12 protein-coding genes are annotated in these 18,991 nt (G+C 41.1%); 7 read left to right on the forward strand and 5 right to left on the reverse strand.

Annotated features, from left to right (window positions below):
- The first annotated feature begins 161 nt into the window (after positions 1-161).
- The 3 genes from FR932_RS12540 to FR932_RS12550 all read left to right on the forward strand — a co-directional run bounded on the left by FR932_RS12540 (position 162) and on the right by FR932_RS12550 (position 4,592).
- Positions 162-1,451, forward strand: a complete 1,290-nt coding sequence (locus FR932_RS12540; protein WP_019439444.1) for a sphingomyelin phosphodiesterase — start codon at positions 162-164, stop codon at positions 1,449-1,451.
- Between the two features lie 551 nt (positions 1,452-2,002).
- Positions 2,003-3,343, forward strand: a complete 1,341-nt coding sequence (locus tag FR932_RS12545) for an SLC5/6 family protein (protein WP_019628818.1) — start codon at positions 2,003-2,005, stop codon at positions 3,341-3,343.
- Between the two features lie 247 nt (positions 3,344-3,590).
- Positions 3,591-4,592 carry a substrate-binding domain-containing protein gene (locus tag FR932_RS12550; protein WP_019439446.1) on the forward strand — a complete coding sequence of 334 codons (1,002 nt, stop codon included), beginning with the start codon at positions 3,591-3,593 and terminating at the stop codon, positions 4,590-4,592.
- 10 nt (positions 4,593-4,602) lie between these two features.
- Here the strand turns inward: FR932_RS12550 and FR932_RS12555 are convergent, their stop codons facing one another.
- The 5 genes from FR932_RS12555 to galE all read right to left on the reverse strand — a co-directional run bounded on the left by FR932_RS12555 (position 4,603) and on the right by galE (position 11,998).
- Positions 4,603-7,308 (reverse strand): ATP-binding protein, encoded by a 2,706-nt coding sequence (locus tag FR932_RS12555; protein ID WP_019439447.1) that lies wholly within the window; start codon positions 7,306-7,308, stop codon positions 4,603-4,605.
- Positions 7,309-7,546: 238 nt separating this feature from the next.
- On the reverse strand, positions 7,547-8,641 hold the full coding sequence (gene galM / locus FR932_RS12560; RefSeq protein WP_019439448.1) for a galactose-1-epimerase: 1,095 nt from the start codon (positions 8,639-8,641) through the stop codon (positions 7,547-7,549).
- Between the two features lie 52 nt (positions 8,642-8,693).
- Positions 8,694-9,878, reverse strand: a complete 1,185-nt coding sequence (gene galK, locus FR932_RS12565) for a galactokinase (RefSeq protein WP_019439449.1) — start codon at positions 9,876-9,878, stop codon at positions 8,694-8,696.
- 19 nt (positions 9,879-9,897) lie between these two features.
- Positions 9,898-10,983, reverse strand: a complete 1,086-nt coding sequence (locus tag FR932_RS12570; protein ID WP_019439450.1) for a UDP-glucose--hexose-1-phosphate uridylyltransferase — start codon at positions 10,981-10,983, stop codon at positions 9,898-9,900.
- A 4-nt stretch (positions 10,984-10,987) separates the two neighbouring features.
- Positions 10,988-11,998: a UDP-glucose 4-epimerase GalE gene (gene galE / locus FR932_RS12575; protein ID WP_019628819.1), complete on the reverse strand. Its 1,011-nt coding sequence runs from the start codon at positions 11,996-11,998 to the stop codon at positions 10,988-10,990.
- A gap of 204 nt (positions 11,999-12,202) precedes the next feature.
- Between galE and ebgR the strand changes: the two genes are divergently transcribed.
- The 4 genes from ebgR (at position 12,203) to FR932_RS12595 (ending at position 18,674) form a co-directional block, all read left to right on the forward strand.
- Positions 12,203-13,198, forward strand: a complete 996-nt coding sequence (gene ebgR / locus FR932_RS12580; RefSeq protein ID WP_019439452.1) for a transcriptional regulator EbgR — start codon at positions 12,203-12,205, stop codon at positions 13,196-13,198.
- A gap of 359 nt (positions 13,199-13,557) precedes the next feature.
- Entirely contained in the window at positions 13,558-16,641 is a 3,084-nt protein-coding gene (ebgA, locus tag FR932_RS12585; protein WP_026032008.1) for a beta-galactosidase subunit alpha, read from the forward strand.
- Positions 16,641-17,093 (forward strand): beta-galactosidase subunit beta, encoded by a 453-nt coding sequence (locus FR932_RS12590; protein WP_019439454.1) that lies wholly within the window; start codon positions 16,641-16,643, stop codon positions 17,091-17,093. The genes ebgA and FR932_RS12590 overlap by 1 nt, the downstream gene beginning before the upstream one ends.
- Before the next feature lie 150 nt (positions 17,094-17,243).
- Complete coding sequence (locus FR932_RS12595; protein WP_019439455.1) at positions 17,244-18,674, forward strand: amino acid permease; 1,431 nt, start codon at positions 17,244-17,246, stop codon at positions 18,672-18,674.
- The last annotated feature ends 317 nt before the right edge of the window (positions 18,675-18,991 follow it).

Raw genomic sequence — 18,991 nt, forward strand, 5'->3', positions numbered from 1 at the left:
TATAGCAACTGTGACCAAGCGGATTAACATATCAAAATTCATCGTTTAATTAAAACGTCATGAAAACTGCTTACTATGCGTACTTAATATATCGAATAATATTTTATACTGGCTCTTGGTTAATCAATCAGTTCACACATAATAAAAACACAGGGATATTTATGTTAAGGAAAATAACTGCCTTATTTTGGCTATGCACAGTCACACCAGCACTCATGGCGATGAGCCAAGTGCCAACTGAACGCCATACCATGATTCAATTCACCAATAGCACACAACAGACACTCTATGCGTATATTGAAGCAGGCGATAATGTTGAATTATTAACGACAGAGATCATGCCATTAAGTACCGCAGAGCTCGCTATTATCACCCGAACGAATAAGAACGATGATATTGCAATTTCATTAAGTAATGCTGACTATAGCTTTAGCCTCACACAAAGCATCACCAAGGATACACTTGCTTTCGGTATCGACAGTGATGAATTGACCATCGATCCACAAACAGACAGTGCCATTCAGCGATTCGAGATTCAACTCGCAGCGAGCCAAAATACCATCGCCTTCAATAGTGAGAAACTACACAAGGGCGGCAAGATTAATTACGTATTACAACAGCACGACCAAAAGCCTGATCTCGGGCCTGGTAATGAATTGAGCCTATTAAGCTACAACATTTGGGCAACGACGATATTCGGCTCTAAAAAAGTCGATACACGCCTCACTGAAATGCCAGCAATCATGTCTGGTTATGACGTTTTAGTATTAACTGAAGTCTTTGACCTTATTCGAACCAATAAATTACTGAAACAATTAAGTGCAGAATACAGCTTTACGAGCAGTGAAATATTCAAACTCGGTAAGATCATGCAATCTGGCACACGTATTTTGACCCGATGGCCAGTCGAAGAAGAGAAAAATCTAAAATACACAAATTGTGATGGTATCCAGTGCGCAGCAACTCGCGGGGTTATTTATACCCGTATTAATAAGCAAGGTTACATTTATCATGTATTTGCCACCCATACACAATCGTCAGATGATGATCAAAACCGTTCAGCACGTTTAGCGCAATTAGAAGAAATGGGCGAGTTTATTAGACAACAAAATATCCCAGCGGATGAAGCGGTCATTTTAGCCGGAGATTTCAATATCAATAAAATAGGTTTACCAGCAGATAGAGACCAAATGGAATATATTCTGAATGCCAGTGAACCAGAAAATAAAGGCCACCCTCTTTCTTTTGATTCTGACACCAACTATTGGGCTGAGAAGCCTTATTTAGAATATCTTGATTACACCTTAACAGGAAATGACAATCTACAGCCTATCACTGCAGGCCAAGAAATATTCGCACCACGGGTTTTAACGGAATCACTGTGGGGAATTTGGGACCTATCTGACCATTATGCTGCTCGCGGCCATTTTATCTACCCAAAGGCACTATAGCAGCATAATAAACTACAGATAACGGTTTCAGCATCAATTCTCTTTAGATACTGAAATATCGGCTTAAAACTCGACATTACTACTAGATGAATACTCAAAACTAGGTGGTTACACTACTTTTACCTCGAAACAGTTAAAAGTAGTGTTCAAATAAAGTTGAGGCCTGTAATCATTAGTGTGATCTGTGTATACAAATCAATTGCTACCAACTTGTTAAAAATGATAAAAATACCCCTTATTGGCTATACCTGTGCTTTATCATATTTTATAGGAACAAGTTTAGTCCTGCATACAAGGCGTAAGCCAGTGTAAAACTCTACTAAAGGATAATTAAATAGTAATAATCAGCATAAATACCACAGCAAGTACAATAAACACACAAATAAAAAGGTTGTTAATAAAAAATACGTAAAACATCAAATTATTTTGATAAATACGGGTATTTTTTTAGCTTCGAATCAAAAAAGCGATCTACATCACTTTAAATAAAATTCAAATCATTATCCTATGCAGCAGTTGAGATTGAGTATAAAAAAACAAGTGAGAAAGTAATGTCAGAGCAAGCTACTAAAACAGGCGCAGGAAGCACTATGAACGCTGCTAAATGGAACAAAGCAGACACAACATGGGTACTAAGTTTATTCGGCACAGCAGTAGGTGCTGGTGTTTTATTCCTACCGATTAAAGCTGGCTTAGGTGGTTTTTGGCCATTAGTAGTTCTAGCATTGCTTGCAGGTCCTATGACTTGGTTAGCACATAGATCTCTTGCTCGCTTCGTATTATCATCAAAAAATCCTAATTCAGACATCACTGATGTTGTTGAAGAACATTTTGGTAAAGGCGCTGCAAAATTAATTACATTTGCTTACTTCTTTGCTATCTACCCTATCGTATTAATCTACGGTGTTGGTATTACAAATACATTTGAAAGTTTCATTGTTAACCAACTTGATATCTTCACTGAAATCCCACGCCTAGCGGCTGATGGCGCACCGATGCTTAACGAAGCTGGTGTTCAATTAATGGATAAAGTAAGCGGTATCCCACGTTGGTTACTATCTGGTGGTCTAATTTTAGTAATGACTGCGCTGATTCTATTCGGTAAAGATTTAATGCTTAAAGCGACATCTGCATTAGTTTACCCATTAGTATTCATCCTGTTCGGTTTATCTTTATTCTTAATCCCGAGCTGGAACACAACGATGTTAACAGTTGTTCCTGAAGCATCTTCGTTCTTACCTGTTATCTGGTTATCGATTCCACTGATTGTGTTCTCATTCAACCACTCTCCAGTAATCAGCCAGTTTGCTAAAGCACAACGTGAAACTTACGGTGACAACGCAGTACAAAAAACGGATCTTATCTGTAAACGTGCTGGTCAAATGCTACTTGGTTTCGTAATGCTATTCGTATTCTCTTGTGTGTTATCACTATCACCAGAGCAACTAGCAGAAGCGAAGGCACAAAACATCTCAATCCTGTCTTACCTTGCAAACGTACATGATTCAGTATTAATTCAATACTTTGGTCCTTTCGTAGCATTCGCAGCGATTACGTCTAGCTACTTCGGTCACTACTTAGGTGCTCAAGAAGGTCTAAACGGTCTAGTTAAGCAAGTTGCACCAAAAGCATCAGAACAGAACATTAATAAATTCTCTATCGTATTCATCGTACTAACTACATGGGTTGTAGCAATTATCAACCCAAGTGTACTAGGTCTTATCGAAACAATTGGCGCACCAATGATTGCCGCTATCTTGTTCCTAATGCCAATGTACGCAATCAAGAAAGTACCTTCTATGCAAAAATATGGTAGCTCTAAAGCAGCAAACATCTTCGTTACTATCTGTGGTCTAATGGCTATCACTTCAGTTATCTACGGCGCATTCTAAACCGCACCTAACTGAATTAAAGTACTGGAAATAACAGCACTTAAGATTAGTACGAACGAAACCGGCGACTCACCTCGTCGGTTTTTTTGTATCTGCAATTTGATAAAGACATGACATCTCTCCCCCTCAAAACATGACACAAACCTATGCAATTTTAATAATTTTATTTTATCCTTAAGAAAACGAGTGTTAACGTTTACACTTGTCACTCTAAGATCGATCAAATTAAAGGATTAAAAGTCGTATTATGGCAACAATCAAAGATGTAGCAAAAGCAGCAGGCGTATCTGTTGCCACGGTTTCTAGAGTCGTCAATAAATCACCTAAAGCCAGTAAATCAGCGATAGCAGCAGTTAATGCAGCGATGAAAACCTTAGCTTATCGCCCTAACGCCAATGCCCGAGCGCTCGTCAACCAAAGTACCAATACTATTGGCGTCATGGTTAGCGATGTATCTGACCCTTTCTTTGGCGCACTTATCAAAGCCGTTGATAATGTTGCTCGTAGCCATAATAAGCACTTATTAATTGGCAATGGTTACCATGATGCCAAAGTCGAAAGAGAAGCTATTGAACTGCTGATCAACAATCGCTGTGACTCTCTTGTCATCCACTCCAAAGGACTAAGTGATCAAGAACTGATCCAGTTTGCCAAGGAAGTCCCGGGCTTAGTACTCATCAACCGTCATATTCCAGAGATTGCCGAACGCTGTATCGCCTTAGATAATCAACAAGGTGCGTATAACGCCACCCAGCATTTACTCACCAAAGGACATCAACATATTGGTTATATTAATTCTTACCAGGATATTGACGATGCCCATCATCGCCAAGCTGGTTACTTACAAGCATTAACTGAACAGGATCTCAGCCTAAACCTGGACTACATTGTCGCAGGACAACCGACGGATGAAGGCGGTGAAGTAGCAATGACAGAGCTATTAGCGCGTAAACTACCGATTACAGCCGTGGTTTGTTATAACGATTATGTCGCTGCAGGGGCATTAGCAGCACTTGAAAAACAGCATATTGCTGTACCGAATGATATCTCTTTGATGGGATTTGATAATGGTTTGATTGCCAAGTACTTACATCCTAAACTGACGACGATGCACTATCCAATTCAGACCATGGCCGAGCAAGCTGCTGAATTATCTTTAGCATTAGCAAAAGGCAATAACAGTGCCATTCACGGCAAGGTATTTGAAGCTATATTGGTGGAACGATTATCCGTGGCTAAACGCGTTTAAGCTTGTCATATCAAGTATAAGCGGCAATTTTTTCAAACACGATATCTTTATTAAAAGGTTTCGCCACATAATCATCCATGCCAGATTGGTAGCATTTTTCAATATCTTCGGCAAATACACTGGCGGTTAAGGCGATAATAGGCAGCCGTTTTTTCGTTTGCTGTTGCTCCCATTCACGAATAGCGCCTGTGGCAGTGAAACCATCCATCACCGGCATCATACAATCCATTAATACCAAAGAATATGTGATCGACTCAGCTTGGATCATTTCTAACGCTTCTTTTCCGTTATTTGCTAAAGCGACAATAAAACCTTCTTTTTTAAGTAATAGCGTCGCCACTTTTTGATTAATAAGGTTATCTTCGACAACTAAAATAATTTTCTCGGCACTGTCATCATTAAAGGCTCCATCATTTGTTATATTGCCATCTTCCTTGCTGACTTTTAATTTCTCAATAATTAATTTGTCCGTACTACTTGATAACAGTGAACTATCTTGAAGTGAGCAACCTTGAAGTAAGCTATTGTTAGGTGATTTATCTAGCGCTTTGCGCACGACTTTAGCAAAACGTTTTCCTAATACTGGCAGGGTGATCAGCCCATCCAGACTGTGCTTAAAGACCGCATGATTCAAATCAATATACTCATTCTGTTTTGTGCAAAGCACTAAAGCTGGGTTGTGCTCTAACGCATGCAATTTTTCGATATCAACAAGTGTCACTTCGGCACTATTTTGGCAATAAATAATCAGCGCATATTGCTTCGAAAGCGTCATTAAATGAGTATTTGGTGTTATTAATGTCGGATTAAGTCCCCATTTTAAACACTCCAATTGTAATTGCTGTGCGTCCTTATTTTGCTCACTGATAATTAAGCATGGCATACCTTTCAAGGGGTTGGATACAATACTGTTTGATTCGTCTTTGGCTACAACGCTTGAGTCGATTTTTGATTCAACGACAGCGACATCCAGAGAGAAATAAAATTGGCTGCCTACCCCCTTTACAGATCTAAGCTTAATTTTACCGCCGAGCAGTACCACTAATTGACGACAAATAGCTAACCCAAGTCCGGTACCACCAAACTGGCGGGTGATAGAACCATCTTCCTGTGTAAAAGGCGCAAAGACCTGATCTAATTTATCCTCACCGATCCCAATCCCAGTATCCTGCACTGTAAATAGCAATCGTCCTCTGCCCCTAGCTCGAAGGGCATTATCTTGCGACTGACAGCCTTGCGGTTCATAACCCACCGATAGCGTCACCGACCCCTGCAGGGTAAACTTCACCGCATTCGACATCAAATTCATCAATATTTGATGTAAACGGTGTGCATCTATCATCACTAATTCCGGCAGTGCAGGTGATAGTTCAACCTGTAATGATAAACCTTTTTCAGCCGCTTTACTCTGTACTATAGTGACCGTGTCATACACCACTTCCGCGACATTCGATTCTTGAGCCACCAGCACAAGATGACCTGATTCTATTTTCGATAGATCTAAAATATCGTTAATCAGTAATAATAATATTTTCGATGAGGTGTCTATGGTTTGTAAATATTCCACCTGCACAGGGGTTAACTCTGTGCTAGCAAGAATATCCGACATACCAATAATGCCATTTAATGGCGTGCGAATTTCATGGGACATATTCGCTAAAAAAGAGGTTTTCGCTTTGGTTGATGATTCCGCTTTTATTTTTTCTATCTCGAGGTATTCAGTCTTCTTATTAAAGGAACTAATCAAATGCGCAATTTCATCTTTATAACGATAATTAATATCGATAAGTTCACCGACATCACTTTCATTAATTTGCTTGGATATTCTCGTAATAGGATTGATTAACCAATGATTTATAATGTAATAGCCAAAAATAACACAGACTAATAACAACGGTATAATGCCCATTTCAATATTAACAATTTGCGTATAAACAGCATCAGCTACGGTATGCTGAGAGTTAATCACTTCAAGCTGCCAATTAAATTGATCCAAGCTACTATTAACAACGTACATCCCTTCGAGTACATTAAATTTATAGTCTGCGATGGCAATATTTTCGCTGTAAATACGCACACCTAATTGATGTTCTTCGGCATGAGATTCAATCAGACCGACCATGCCTTTTAACGAAATATCTATCGTTGCTACACCCGCAAATTGACCATTATTAAAATACGGTTGTGATGCAGTGATCATTTTTTGCTTGGTGAAAGGGTCAACATATACCGCTGACCAGGATATTTTAAGATGGCTATTTTCGTGGGCGACAGAGGTATACCAAGGCTCTAGCTGATAAGGTGCTGCAGCAGGGTTATTATAATCATTAATGAATTCAACATTGCCCTTTTTATCACGGGAAAAGAATAAACTCGCTAATTTTTTTGTTGGAATTAAGGTGTTGGGTTCAGGCCAGATACCACCACTGATAATGATGTCATTGCTCTGATTAAATACCGAAAAAATCATGTTCTCGAGTACGTCGATAGGATAATCACTTACCGCTATGCCGACTAGTCCATGCAAAGTGGCGACTGAACGATCTAAAGGTTCTTCAATCTCGTGGGCGAGTAACTGAGTTCTTAAATTAAGGTTATTTTCAAGATTATCACGGATAGGTGGTTCGACGACATAATAGGTAATGCTGGCAATGATGGTAATGAGTAAACAAGTATAAAAACCCAGTGCTATAATACTTTTTTTCTTTAAATACATTCAACCACCGTAAAAACGAATAACTTGTCTAGTAGTATAAGTAATCCCAGTCTTTTGCATTAAAAAATTAGCTTAACTATGATCTAAGCCGCATTTATTTTTACTAACAGATCCCTTAATAAGCCCTCCCAATTGGCAAGGGCTTATTCTAGAAAATAATAGCGGGAGGACGATAGCAATAATTTGAAGAATAACATCATAAACTGGTTAATACTTAATACGATGAATCGTGTAAGCACTAATCGAACGACAGATTAAACTGATATCGAGTTTGTTGTTGATAAATCGTTCCAGGTTGCAATATGCTGCTTGGGTGCTCCCAATCAGGATGGTTTAACGCATCTGGTACAAACTGAGTTTCTAACGCGATCCCCGCATAGTCTTGATACTCGCCCCCCATACGATCAGCCGTGCCTGCTAGCCAATTACCACTATAAAGTTGCATGGCAGGTTTGCTGGTAAACACATCCAAACTCACTCGATTATCTGGCGATGTTAATCTCGCGGCTAACGCACCTGCTAGACAACGTTTATCTAACACAAAAGCATGGTCGTAACCTTTCGCCGCTTGCTGTTGCATATCGAGCATAAAGTCTTGTTCAATACGTTTTTCAATGGTGAAATCAAAGTTGCCACCCTGTACGCTCAACCACTCACCAGTCGGGATCCCGACTTCATCGGTCGGTACAAACACATCACTATTAATGCTTAAGCTGTGTGTTAGTGCTAATTGACCACTGTCCGCGCCTAACAAATTAAAATAGGCATGATTGGTTAAGTTGATCGGGGTTGCTTGGGTGGTATTACCGCTATAACTGATCACCACTGCATTATCATCAGTAAGCTGATATTTGACCCTGACGGTTAATTCACCCGGAAAACCTTGGTCGCCATCGGGTGAAACTAATTCAAACTCAATACTATTTTCGACACGATTATCCGTCGCAGTCCAACGGCGTTTATCAAATCCTACAGTGCCACCATGCAAGGTATTACCTGCTTGGTTGATATCAACTTGATATGCAACCCCAGCAATAGAGAACTGGCCTTTAGCGATACGATTAGCCACACGCCCAACCGTTACACCCATGTAACTTTGCTGCTGCTTAAAATCAGCCATAGTCGCTTGCCCAAGTAATACTTCGCGCAATTCACCTATATGACTACCGACACCTGAGACCGGTAGTTTACAGCTTAACCATGCAGCGCCTATGTCCATCAACATGATTGTCATGCCATTATTATTCTGCAGTTCAAACAACTGAGCTGGGCGACCATCAAAGGCCACCTCAGCTGTCATGCTGTCGAACAAACTTGATTGTTCAATCATCATTCCTATACCTATACCTATACCTATACCTATACCTATACCATAGAGATTAAGCCTATACAGCTGATACTAATCCAGCACCATTTTTAGCTTGGCACACATAGATAGATTCTTTTAACCCCGTCGCAGGCTCATACAATTCTTCCACCGCACTACGTACTGAATCGACTAATGCCGGTGGTACTAATGCAACGATACAACCACCAAAGCCACCACCAGTCATGCGCACGCCACCTTCAACGCCGATAACATTTTTGACGATATTAACCAAGGTATCCACTTCCGGTACAGTAATTTCAAAATCATCACGCATTGACGCATGGGATTCTGCCATCAGCTCAGCAATACGTTTAATGTCACCTGCAGCCAGCATACTTGCCGCTTCAACGGTACGGTCATTTTCGCTGATCACGTGACGAGCACGTTTTGCGACCATCTTATCCAACTCATGTTCTTTGGCATTGAATGTTTCGATAGAGACATCGCGTAATGCTTTCACACCAAAGATACGCGCAGCTTCTTCACATTGTTCACGGCGAGTATTGTATTCAGAATCCACTAGTCCGCGCTTTTTATTCGAATTGATAATCACGACAGACATGTTTTCTGGCATGGATACGGCTGTTGTTTCAAGACTACGGCAATCGAGTAACATGGCATGATTTTCATTGCCTTGTGCTGACACCATCTGATCCATAATGCCGCAGTTACAACCGACAAATTCGTTTTCAGCTTGCTGACCGTTTAAAGCGACTTCCGCTTGGCTGATATTTAATTTATATAACTCTTTAAATGTTTGCCCGATAACCACTTCTAACGCTGCCGATGAACTCAATCCAGCACCTTGTGGTACATTACCTGTTACTGCAATGTCAGCACCGTTAAATTCAAAACCACGTTCAAGCAAGCACTTCACCACACCACGAATGTAATTCGCCCACATTTTATTGTCTTGAAACGTAATAGGCTGGGTAATATCAAATTCATCCGTGGCATTATCATAATCAACGGCAACCACACGCACGATATTGTCATCACGGGTTGCTGCTGCCACCACGGTTTGATAGTTAATTGCACAAGGCAATACAAAACCATCGTTATAATCGGTATGCTCACCAATTAGGTTCACACGACCTGGCGCTTGCACAATATGAGTAGGTGCATAATTAAGTACTGAGTTAGGTGAATCGTTAAGTACTGCGTTGAATGCATTTTTTACGTTTTCAATTAAATTGGTCATCTGTTGTTTCCTATTTTCACTATGCTTTATAATGTACGTCGCTGACATCACGCAGTTTTTGCGCAGCTTGCTCGGCGGTTAAATCGCGCTGGCTTTCGGCTAACATTTCATAACCAACCATGAATTTACGTACTGATGCAGAACGCAGTAATGGCGGATAGAATAATGCGTGTAATTGCCAATGTTCTACATCCGTACCTTCTGCAAAAAACGGTGCGTAATGCCAGCCCATTGAATAAGGGAATGAACATTGAAACAGATTGTCATAACGGCAAGTCAGTTTCTTAATCGCTAACGCTAAGTCATCGCGCTGCGCTTCAGTTAATTCGCTCATGCGGCGGATATGGGTTTTGGGCAACAACATAGTTTCGAACGGCCACGCCGCCCAATACGGCACAACAGCAAGCCAATGCTCTGTTTCAACGACTGTACGTTCACCGTCTTGTAATTCTGATTCCACGTAATCGACTAATAAGTTCGAACCGTGTTCTTGCTGATACGCTTTCAGTAGCTTTTCTTTACGTTCAATTTCGTTAGGTAAAAAACTATTCGCCCATACTTGTCCGTGTGGATGCGGTTGTGAACAGCCCATTGCCGCGCCTTTATTCTCGAACGCTTGTACCCACAGATATTCTTTACCTAATTCTTCAATTTGTTCATTCCAGGTATCAATCACACCGCGGATCTTTGCCACTGGCAGCTCTGGTAACGTCTTGCTGTGATCCGGTGAAAAACAAATAACGCGACTTAATCCACGTACACCTTCAGTTTTAAACAACGGATTAGCTGATTTAGGCGCTGCAGGTGAATCGGGCATTAGTGCAGCAAAGTCATTACTGAATACATAAGTACCGTCGTAATTTGGATTTTCATCACCGGAAATACGTTTGTTGGTTGGACATAAAAAACAGTCCTTGTCATACGTCGACAATTCCGCCGTATCAGGTTCTTCATCTTGACCACTCCACGGGCGCTTTGCGCGGTGCGGTGATACCAAGATCCACAGTCCCGTTAACGGGTTATAACGACGATGCGGATGATCAATTGGGTTAAACTCTTTGTTACAATCTTCATTACATTCTTGGGTAGACTCTAAACTAGACATAAGCTTAATATCCTTGTGGATTAGTTGACTGCCAGCGCCATGTATCGGCACTCATTTCCATGACATTGCGGCTGGCTTTCCAACCTAAATCTTTTTCTGCTTTTTGGGTATCAGCCCAACATTCAGCGATATCACCAGCGCGACGTGGACATACTTGATATGGGATAGGCTGACCAGAGGCTTGTGCAAACGCATTGACCATTTCTAATACACTTGAGCCAGTGCCAGTGCCGAGGTTGTAAATATGTAAACCGGACTTGGCACCCACAGTGGTTAATGCAGCAATGTGGCCATCGGCTAAATCCATCACGTGAATATAATCACGAACGCCAGTACCATCAGGAGTTGGATAATCATCGCCAAATACCGACAGCGACTCACGACGACCGACAGCCACCTGGGCAATAAACGGCATTAAATTATTTGGGATCCCTTGTGGATCTTCCCCCATGGTGCCAGACGGATGCGCGCCAACCGGGTTGAAGTAACGTAGTAACGTAATGCTCCAATCATTATCGGCAGCAAACAGATCTGAATAACATCCTTCAATGATGTATTTACTGCGCCCATAAGGATTGGTTGTTGCACCTGTTGGTGAATTTTCAGTAATCGGTACTATCTCTGGATCGCCATACACAGTTGCAGAAGAACTAAATACAATGCTTTTGACATTGGCTTTACGCATTGAACGCGCCAGTACCAATGAGCCGTTCACATTGTTATCGTAGTATTCCAGTGGTTTTAGCACTGACTCGCCAACCGCTTTTAACCCAGCAAAATGGATCACAGAAGAAATAGTATGCTCAGTGAAAATACGGTCGAGGAAAGCTTCATCACGCACATCTCCCAGATAAAAAACAGGACGTACCTGCGCTAATGCTTCAATACGATCGAGTACAGCTAGTTTACTATTATCTAAGTTATCGATAATGATAGGCTCGATGCCTGCTGCTATCATCTGTACACATGTATGACTACCGATATAGCCCATCCCGCCTGTTACCAGTACTTTCACAATGAATTCTCCCGTGATCTTGAATACAAAATAGGTAAATCTATAAGATATTTGAGTACCCTACCGATCAAATGTAAACGTTTCCACAAAAACAACTACCAATTAGTAAACATTTTACTAAAAGTGAGATTTAGGTATCAAAACTCCTATTTTTTCCGTAAAATACCCCCCTAAAAGAATAATAATGACTGGGCTGGAGGATGAATGGCAACATTAAAGGAAATCGCCAACGAAGCTAAGGTTTCATTAGCAACTGTGTCGCGGGTATTAAATGAAGATCCGACATTAAGTGTGAAGGAAGAGACCAAACGACGTATTTTTGAAATAGCAGAAAAGCTGGAATACAAAACCAGTTCAACTCGTAAACTTGCGAGTGCTCTACCGGCTAAAGCAAAAGAGCATCTGCATTTCTTAGCACTGTATAATTACAAGCAAGACACCGAGATTAATGATCCTTATTATCTCGCGATCCGTCACGGCATAGAAACGCAATGTGATAAGTTTGATATCGTGCTGACGAACAGTTACGAAAACAGCCTCGATATTAAGAATCCCAAAATAGACGGCATTTTATTAATTGGTCGTCAAACTGCCGAACAGTTAATCGCAATTAAAAAAATCACTAAGAATATTGTTTATATTGATTACACCGATCACGACCAAGAGTTTGATTCGGTGGATATTGACCTTGTCAGGATCAGTAAGGAAGTTATTAATTTCTTTACTAATCAGGGATATAGTCGTATCGGGTTTATTGGTGGTCAAGATGATGAAGCCACGCCAGATATTCGTGAACAAGTCTTTACTGAATATGGGCAGTTAAAAGGCGTCGTGTCAGAATCGGATTTATACCGCGGTGATTTCTCAAGTTCATCAGGCTATAAGCTGGCTAAGAAAATGCTAGAAAGCGATCACCCAAGTGCATTTTTCATCGCCTCAGATTCGATTGCCATTGGTGTATTACGCGCTATTCATGAACAAGGTTTATCAATACCAGATGATATTGCCTTGATCAGTGTGAATGATATCCCCACGGCTAAATTTACTTTCCCGTCTTTGTCCACCGTACGTATTCATTCAGAACTGATGGGCAGTCAAGGGGTTAACTTATTAATGGAACGTCGCCGTGATCAACGTGTGATCCCTATTAATGCTTACATCCCAAGTAATTTACGCTTACGTGGTACCACCAAAAAATAAGCTTTAATCCCCTCAATAATGAAATGAAAGCAGTGTATTACTACGCTGCTATTTTCCTTCAAGCCTCCTTTAACTCTGCCTTTAACTTTCATTCGCCTTTATTTATCGATCAATGCGTTATTAACATTTAAAATCACGCATTAACATCACTAGATCTACATCACATTAGCACCACAAGCTCGTTACATCGAAACCTCTCGTTAACGTTAGCCAGCTCACAAACCTCACCATCAAGTGTGATCAAGTTAAAACTAAAACAACATTTCCATTTGTTTTACTAAAACTTTAGTTAATATCTTTTACCAGAAAACAATCCGCTAAAATTAATTCGTATTATTTATTCGACTTGGAGGCTACACGTGAACAATTGGGAAAACTTCTTCCGCCTTAATGAAAACAGAATGGCACCACGTGCTTACTTTTTCTCATATGACTCAATATCAACAGCAACGACGTTTCAACGTGAATTAAGCAGCCACTACCAGCTATTAAGTGGTCAATGGAACTTTAACTTCTTCACTAACCCGCTGTTAGTACCTGACGAATTCTATGCTCAATACATAAATAACTGGGACAAGATCACCGTTCCAAATATGTGGCAAATGGAAGGCCACGGCGATCTTCAATATACTGATGAAGGTTTCCCATTCCCAATTGATGTACCTTTCGTGCCAAGTGATAATCCAACCGGTGCTTACCAACGTACATTTACACTGGGTGATACCTGGAACGACAAACAAACCATTATTAAATTTGATGGTGTTGAAACATATTTTGAAGTTTACGTGAACGGTCACTATGTTGGCTTTAGTAAAGGCAGTCGCTTAACCGCTGAGTTCGATATCTCGGCATACGCACAGCAAGGTGAAAACTTATTGTCTGTACGTGTGATGCAATGGGCTGATTCAACCTACATCGAAGATCAAGACATGTGGTGGACAGGCGGGATCTTCCGTGATGTTTACTTAATTGGTAAAGAACAAGTACATGTGCAAGACCTTACCGTGCGCACTGACTTTGATGAGACTTATCAAAGTGCGACACTTTCTTGTCAAACAGTGATTGAGAATTTAACTGCTGATCCTGTGGTTAACTATTCACTTGAATATACTTTATTCGACGGTACAACCGCACTGGCAGCAGGCAATATCGAGTCACTGAATTTTACTTCGACTGAAGATGTAAACGTTACCATTGATGTGGTAAACCCAATCCACTGGACTGCTGAAAACCCATACTTGTATCAACTCGTACTGACGTTAAAAGACGAACAAGGTAACGTACTAGAAGTCATTCCGCAGCGTATTGGTTTCCGTGATATAAAAGTCCGTGATGGTCTCTTCTACATCAACAACAACTACGTGATGCTACACGGTGTTAACCGCCACGATAATGATCACCTAAAAGGTCGTGCAGTGGGCATGGATCGTGTTGAGAAAGACATCATCTTGATGAAGCAACACAACATCAACTCAGTCCGTACTGCGCATTACCCAAATGATCCACGTTTTTATGAACTGTGTGATGTTTATGGTCTATTCGTCATGGGCGAAACAGATGTAGAAACCCACGGTTTTGCTAACGTTGATGACTTAAGCCGTATTACCAATGATCCAGCATGGGAACAAGTATTTGTAGAGCGTATCGAACGCCACATTCACGCACAGAAAAACCATGCTTCTATCATCATGTGGTCACTCGGTAACGAATCGGGTTATGGCTGTAACATCAAAGCAATGTACGCAGCAGCTAAAGCCATTGATGATACTCGCCTAGTCCATTATGAAGAAGATCGTGATGCTGAAGTGGTTGATATCATCAGTACCATGTATTCACGCGCACAATTAATGAATGCCTTTGGTGAACACCCACATAACAAACCACGCATCATCTGTGAATATGCCCATGCAATGGGTAACGGCCCTGGTGGTTTAACCGAATACCAAAACGTATTCTACAAACATGATTCTATTCAAGGTCACTTTGTTTGGGAATGGTGTGACCACGGTATTCTCGCAAAAGATGAAAACGGCACTGAGTTCTTAAAATACGGTGGCGATTACGGTGATTACCCAAATAACTATAATTTCTGTATGGATGGCCTCATTTATTCAGATCAAACACCGGGACCCGGTCTAAAAGAATACAAGCAAGTCATTGCGCCAGTGAAAATCCACGCTAAAGATGCAGCTAAGGGTATTTTTACGGTAGACAACAAACTGTGGTTCTCTAACCTTGATGATTACACCATTACCGCAGAAGTACGCGTGGCTGGTGAAACATTACAAAGCACGACACTGAAGGTCACAGGTTTAGCAGAAAACAGCAGCCGTGATATCGAGATCACTCTGCCTGAATTAGATGGCCGTGAAGCGTTCATTAACTTCACTGTACGTAAAGATTCTCGTACTCGTTACAGCGAAGCGAATCATGATATCGCCGTTTACCAAGTACAACTAAAAGAAGATACTCAGCAGTTACCCGTATTCACTAACCGCAACGCAATTGCGTTAGACATTGTTGAATCTCGCTTAGATTATGTCGTTAAAGGGTTAAACTTTGCACTTAGCTTCTCTAAAGTGAACGGAAAACTGAATTCATGGTTAGTTAATGGCGAAGAGCTTATTGCCAGCGCCCCGAAACTGAACTTCTTCAAGCCGATGGTTGATAACCACAAGCAAGAACACGATGGCCTGTGGGAGCCTGCACACTTGCACATTATGCAAGAGCACTTCCGTTCAATTAATCTTGAACAAATCGACGGCAAAGCAATTTTCACCGTAACCAGCATTATTGCACCGCCGGTATTTGATTTTGGTATGCGCTGTACTTACGTGTATGAAATCAATAAAGAAGGTCAGGTAAACATTCAATTATCAGGCGAGAAATACGGTGATTATCCCCACGTGATCCCAGTGCTTGGGTTGGATCTTGGTATCAATAATGACTTCGACCAAGTGCAATACTATGGCCGTGGTCCTGAAGAAAACTACCAAGACAGCCAGCAAGCTAACTTGATTGATGTGTATAAAACTAACGTTGCCGATATGTTTGAGAATTACCCATTCCCACAAAACAACGGTAACCGCCAACACGTACGCTGGGCATCATTATCGAATCGCCAAGGCTCTGGTTTATTAGTGAAACCAGCACAAGAGATTAACTTCAGTGCATGGTTCTACACCAACCAAAACATCCATGAAGCGCAACATACGATTGAGCTTGAGAAGAGCGGTTACATCACCGTGAATCTTGACCACAAATTAATGGGTCTAGGCTCTAACTCTTGGGGTTCAGAAGTCTTAGATTCATACCGTGTATACATGGAGAAGTTTAACTACGCATTAACGCTAGTGCCTTTTCATCAAGGTGGCTGTAAGCCAAGCGCGTTAGCTAATCACACATTCATGTCAACAAGCCAAACTGCTGGCGGAGATAAGTAATGATCATTTTAGACAACCTAGACCACTTCAAATCAATGTATCGCGATGGGCGTAAATGGAATCGTTGTATTGAAGCTATTGAAAATATCGGCAATCTCAAAGATGGCGTGATGTATTCCATTGGTGATTCATTGGTTTACATGATTGCAGACGGTGTAGCAGCGAATACCGAGCACTTTGAAGGCAACCGTCGTTACTTTGATGTGCACTATTATCTCGAAGGCCGTGAAACTGTCGAAGTCGCAGATAAGGCTGAACTTGAATTAGTACGCCCTTACACCGATGAAACTGACCGTGAATACCTGACTGGTCACGGTGAGACAAAACAACTTTGTGAAGGCCAAATGGCTGTATTTGATAATAGCAAAGCGTATCGATTCCACGGTGATAACCGCGTGCGAAAAGTGGTACTGAAAGTAACTATTGAAGATGGCTATTTTTTGAATAAATAGCTAAAAACAACACTGAATAAATACTAATAATTATAAAAATCAGATCTAACGAAAGACAGGGAAATGTGCTTCAACAATTCATTTTAAAAACGACTTGTTGAAGCCTCCAGCTCCCCCTACACTAAATAGTATAAAGCCTTGGAGGGCTCTATGTCTCAATCTGCACGTGGTACCATTGGCAAGTTTGCCTTGTTGTCTATGACGCTAGCCGCGGTCTTTAATGTCCGTAATATCGTGAATAACAACATCGAATTAGGATTAAGCTCCGCACCTATTTTCTTACTTGCAACGCTGATCTACTTCATTCCATTCGTGTTTATTATTTCTGAATTTGTATCAGCAAATAAAGACTCTGAATCCGGTATGTATGACTGGCTTAAAAAACCATTAGGTACTAAAAATGCTTACCTCGGTTCGTTCTTGTATTGGTTCGTGAACCTGTTTTGGTTCGTTTCACTACTACCGAACGTAATCGCTTATGCATCTTATGCAATGCTGGGTTATGAATATAACTTCTCTCCAGTGGTGACCTCTGTTATCTCGATTGTGTTATTTGCAGCTGCAACGCACATTTCGACAAAAGGTGCGTCTTGGTTAGGTAAAATTTCTGAAATGGTGGCTTACGGTGTATTCGCTCTCTTCGGTATCTATGTGATCGGGGCGATTATGGCACTTAGCGGTGACCACGTACCAGCACAACCGATTACTGTCGAAGCGATGACACCAACGATCAGTTGGGCAACGATTGGTATCATGTGTTGGATCTTCCAGGCAGCAGGTGGTGCAGAAACAGCAGCAGCCTACTTGAAAGATGTGAAAGGCGGCCAGAAAACATTCATCCGCGTGATCATTTCAGCAGGTATTTTGATTGGTGCTATGTACGCTGTTGGTTCACTACTTGTCAACGTATTCGTACCACGTGAGGCATTAACTTATGCTGGCGGCATGGTTGAAATCTTTACTGGTATGGCGCAATACTTCAACTTTTCTGAAAACTTAGTAGGTCGTTTTGTTGGTGTGATCCTATTCATCGCCATGTTCGGTTCGATGATGATGTGGACTGCTGCTCCGGTTAAAATTCACTTCTCAGAAATTCCAAAAGGTGTTTACGGTGAGAAGACAACTGAACTTAACGAGCACGGCGTACCAGTACGCGCAGCTTGGTGGCAGTTTGCGTTCGTAGTGATCATGTTAGTAGTGAATGGCTTTGGTTCTGAATCAGTACAAGAGATGATGAGTACAGCGATTAATTTAACGGCTGGTACAGCAATGTTACCACCTATCTTCATCATGGTTGCTTACTTCATCTTCCGTCTTAAATACGATGATACACCGCGTGATTTCCGCATGGGTTCTCGTAAAGTGGGTATGAGTGTTGTTTCAGTACTTATCGTTATCTTTGTGGTAAGTATGACAGCGTCTGCATTCCCAACAGGTGTTGATCTAGTTAATGCATTCTTCATTAACGTATTCATGACGATGGTGTTCTCTGCCCTTGCATGGTGGTGGATCTCTCGCTTTGAAAAGAAGCAAGCACAAGGTGACACTGCAGCGAAGCAGACATTAGCTTCAGCTAAGTAAACCTATATTAGAAATAGATAGTTTCTAAAATAAGCGTTAAGGCACTGATACTATATAGAAATAAATAGTATCAGTGCCTTTTTTGTTATTTTGAAGAAAGACACAAGATAAAACATGACCCCACCCTAGCCCTCCCCTTAAGAAAAGGGAGGGGACTAAACAGCACCCACAAGTACAACTACAGACACAACATATCGTCACAAATGTTAATTGGTAATGAAGTCTTTCCCCTCCCCTTTTCTTTTTAAGGGGGAGGTTGGGAGGGGGTCCTTAAACAGACAAAAAAATACCCATCAACCTAAGCTGATGGGTAATTG

Source organism: Moritella marina ATCC 15381 (genome assembly GCF_008931805.1).
Taxonomy (GTDB): domain Bacteria; phylum Pseudomonadota; class Gammaproteobacteria; order Enterobacterales; family Moritellaceae; genus Moritella; species Moritella marina.

Bases quoted from the DNA above. Each gene is read 5' to 3' on its own strand.
- galK (WP_019439449.1), bottom strand. From the start codon at position 9,878: ATGACCAATTTAATTGAAAACGTAAAAAATGCATTCAACGCAGTACTT.
- ebgR (WP_019439452.1), top strand. From the start codon at position 12,203: ATGGCAACATTAAAGGAAATCGCCAACGAAGCTAAGGTTTCATTAGCA.
- galM (WP_019439448.1), bottom strand. From the start codon at position 8,641: ATGATGATTGAACAATCAAGTTTGTTCGACAGCATGACAGCTGAGGTG.
- FR932_RS12545 (WP_019628818.1), top strand. From the start codon at position 2,003: ATGTCAGAGCAAGCTACTAAAACAGGCGCAGGAAGCACTATGAACGCT.
- FR932_RS12570 (WP_019439450.1), bottom strand. From the start codon at position 10,983: ATGTCTAGTTTAGAGTCTACCCAAGAATGTAATGAAGATTGTAACAAA.
- FR932_RS12540 (WP_019439444.1), top strand. From the start codon at position 162: ATGTTAAGGAAAATAACTGCCTTATTTTGGCTATGCACAGTCACACCA.
- FR932_RS12555 (WP_019439447.1), bottom strand. From the start codon at position 7,308: ATGTATTTAAAGAAAAAAAGTATTATAGCACTGGGTTTTTATACTTGT.
- FR932_RS12590 (WP_019439454.1), top strand. From the start codon at position 16,641: ATGATCATTTTAGACAACCTAGACCACTTCAAATCAATGTATCGCGAT.
- FR932_RS12595 (WP_019439455.1), top strand. From the start codon at position 17,244: ATGTCTCAATCTGCACGTGGTACCATTGGCAAGTTTGCCTTGTTGTCT.
- FR932_RS12550 (WP_019439446.1), top strand. From the start codon at position 3,591: ATGGCAACAATCAAAGATGTAGCAAAAGCAGCAGGCGTATCTGTTGCC.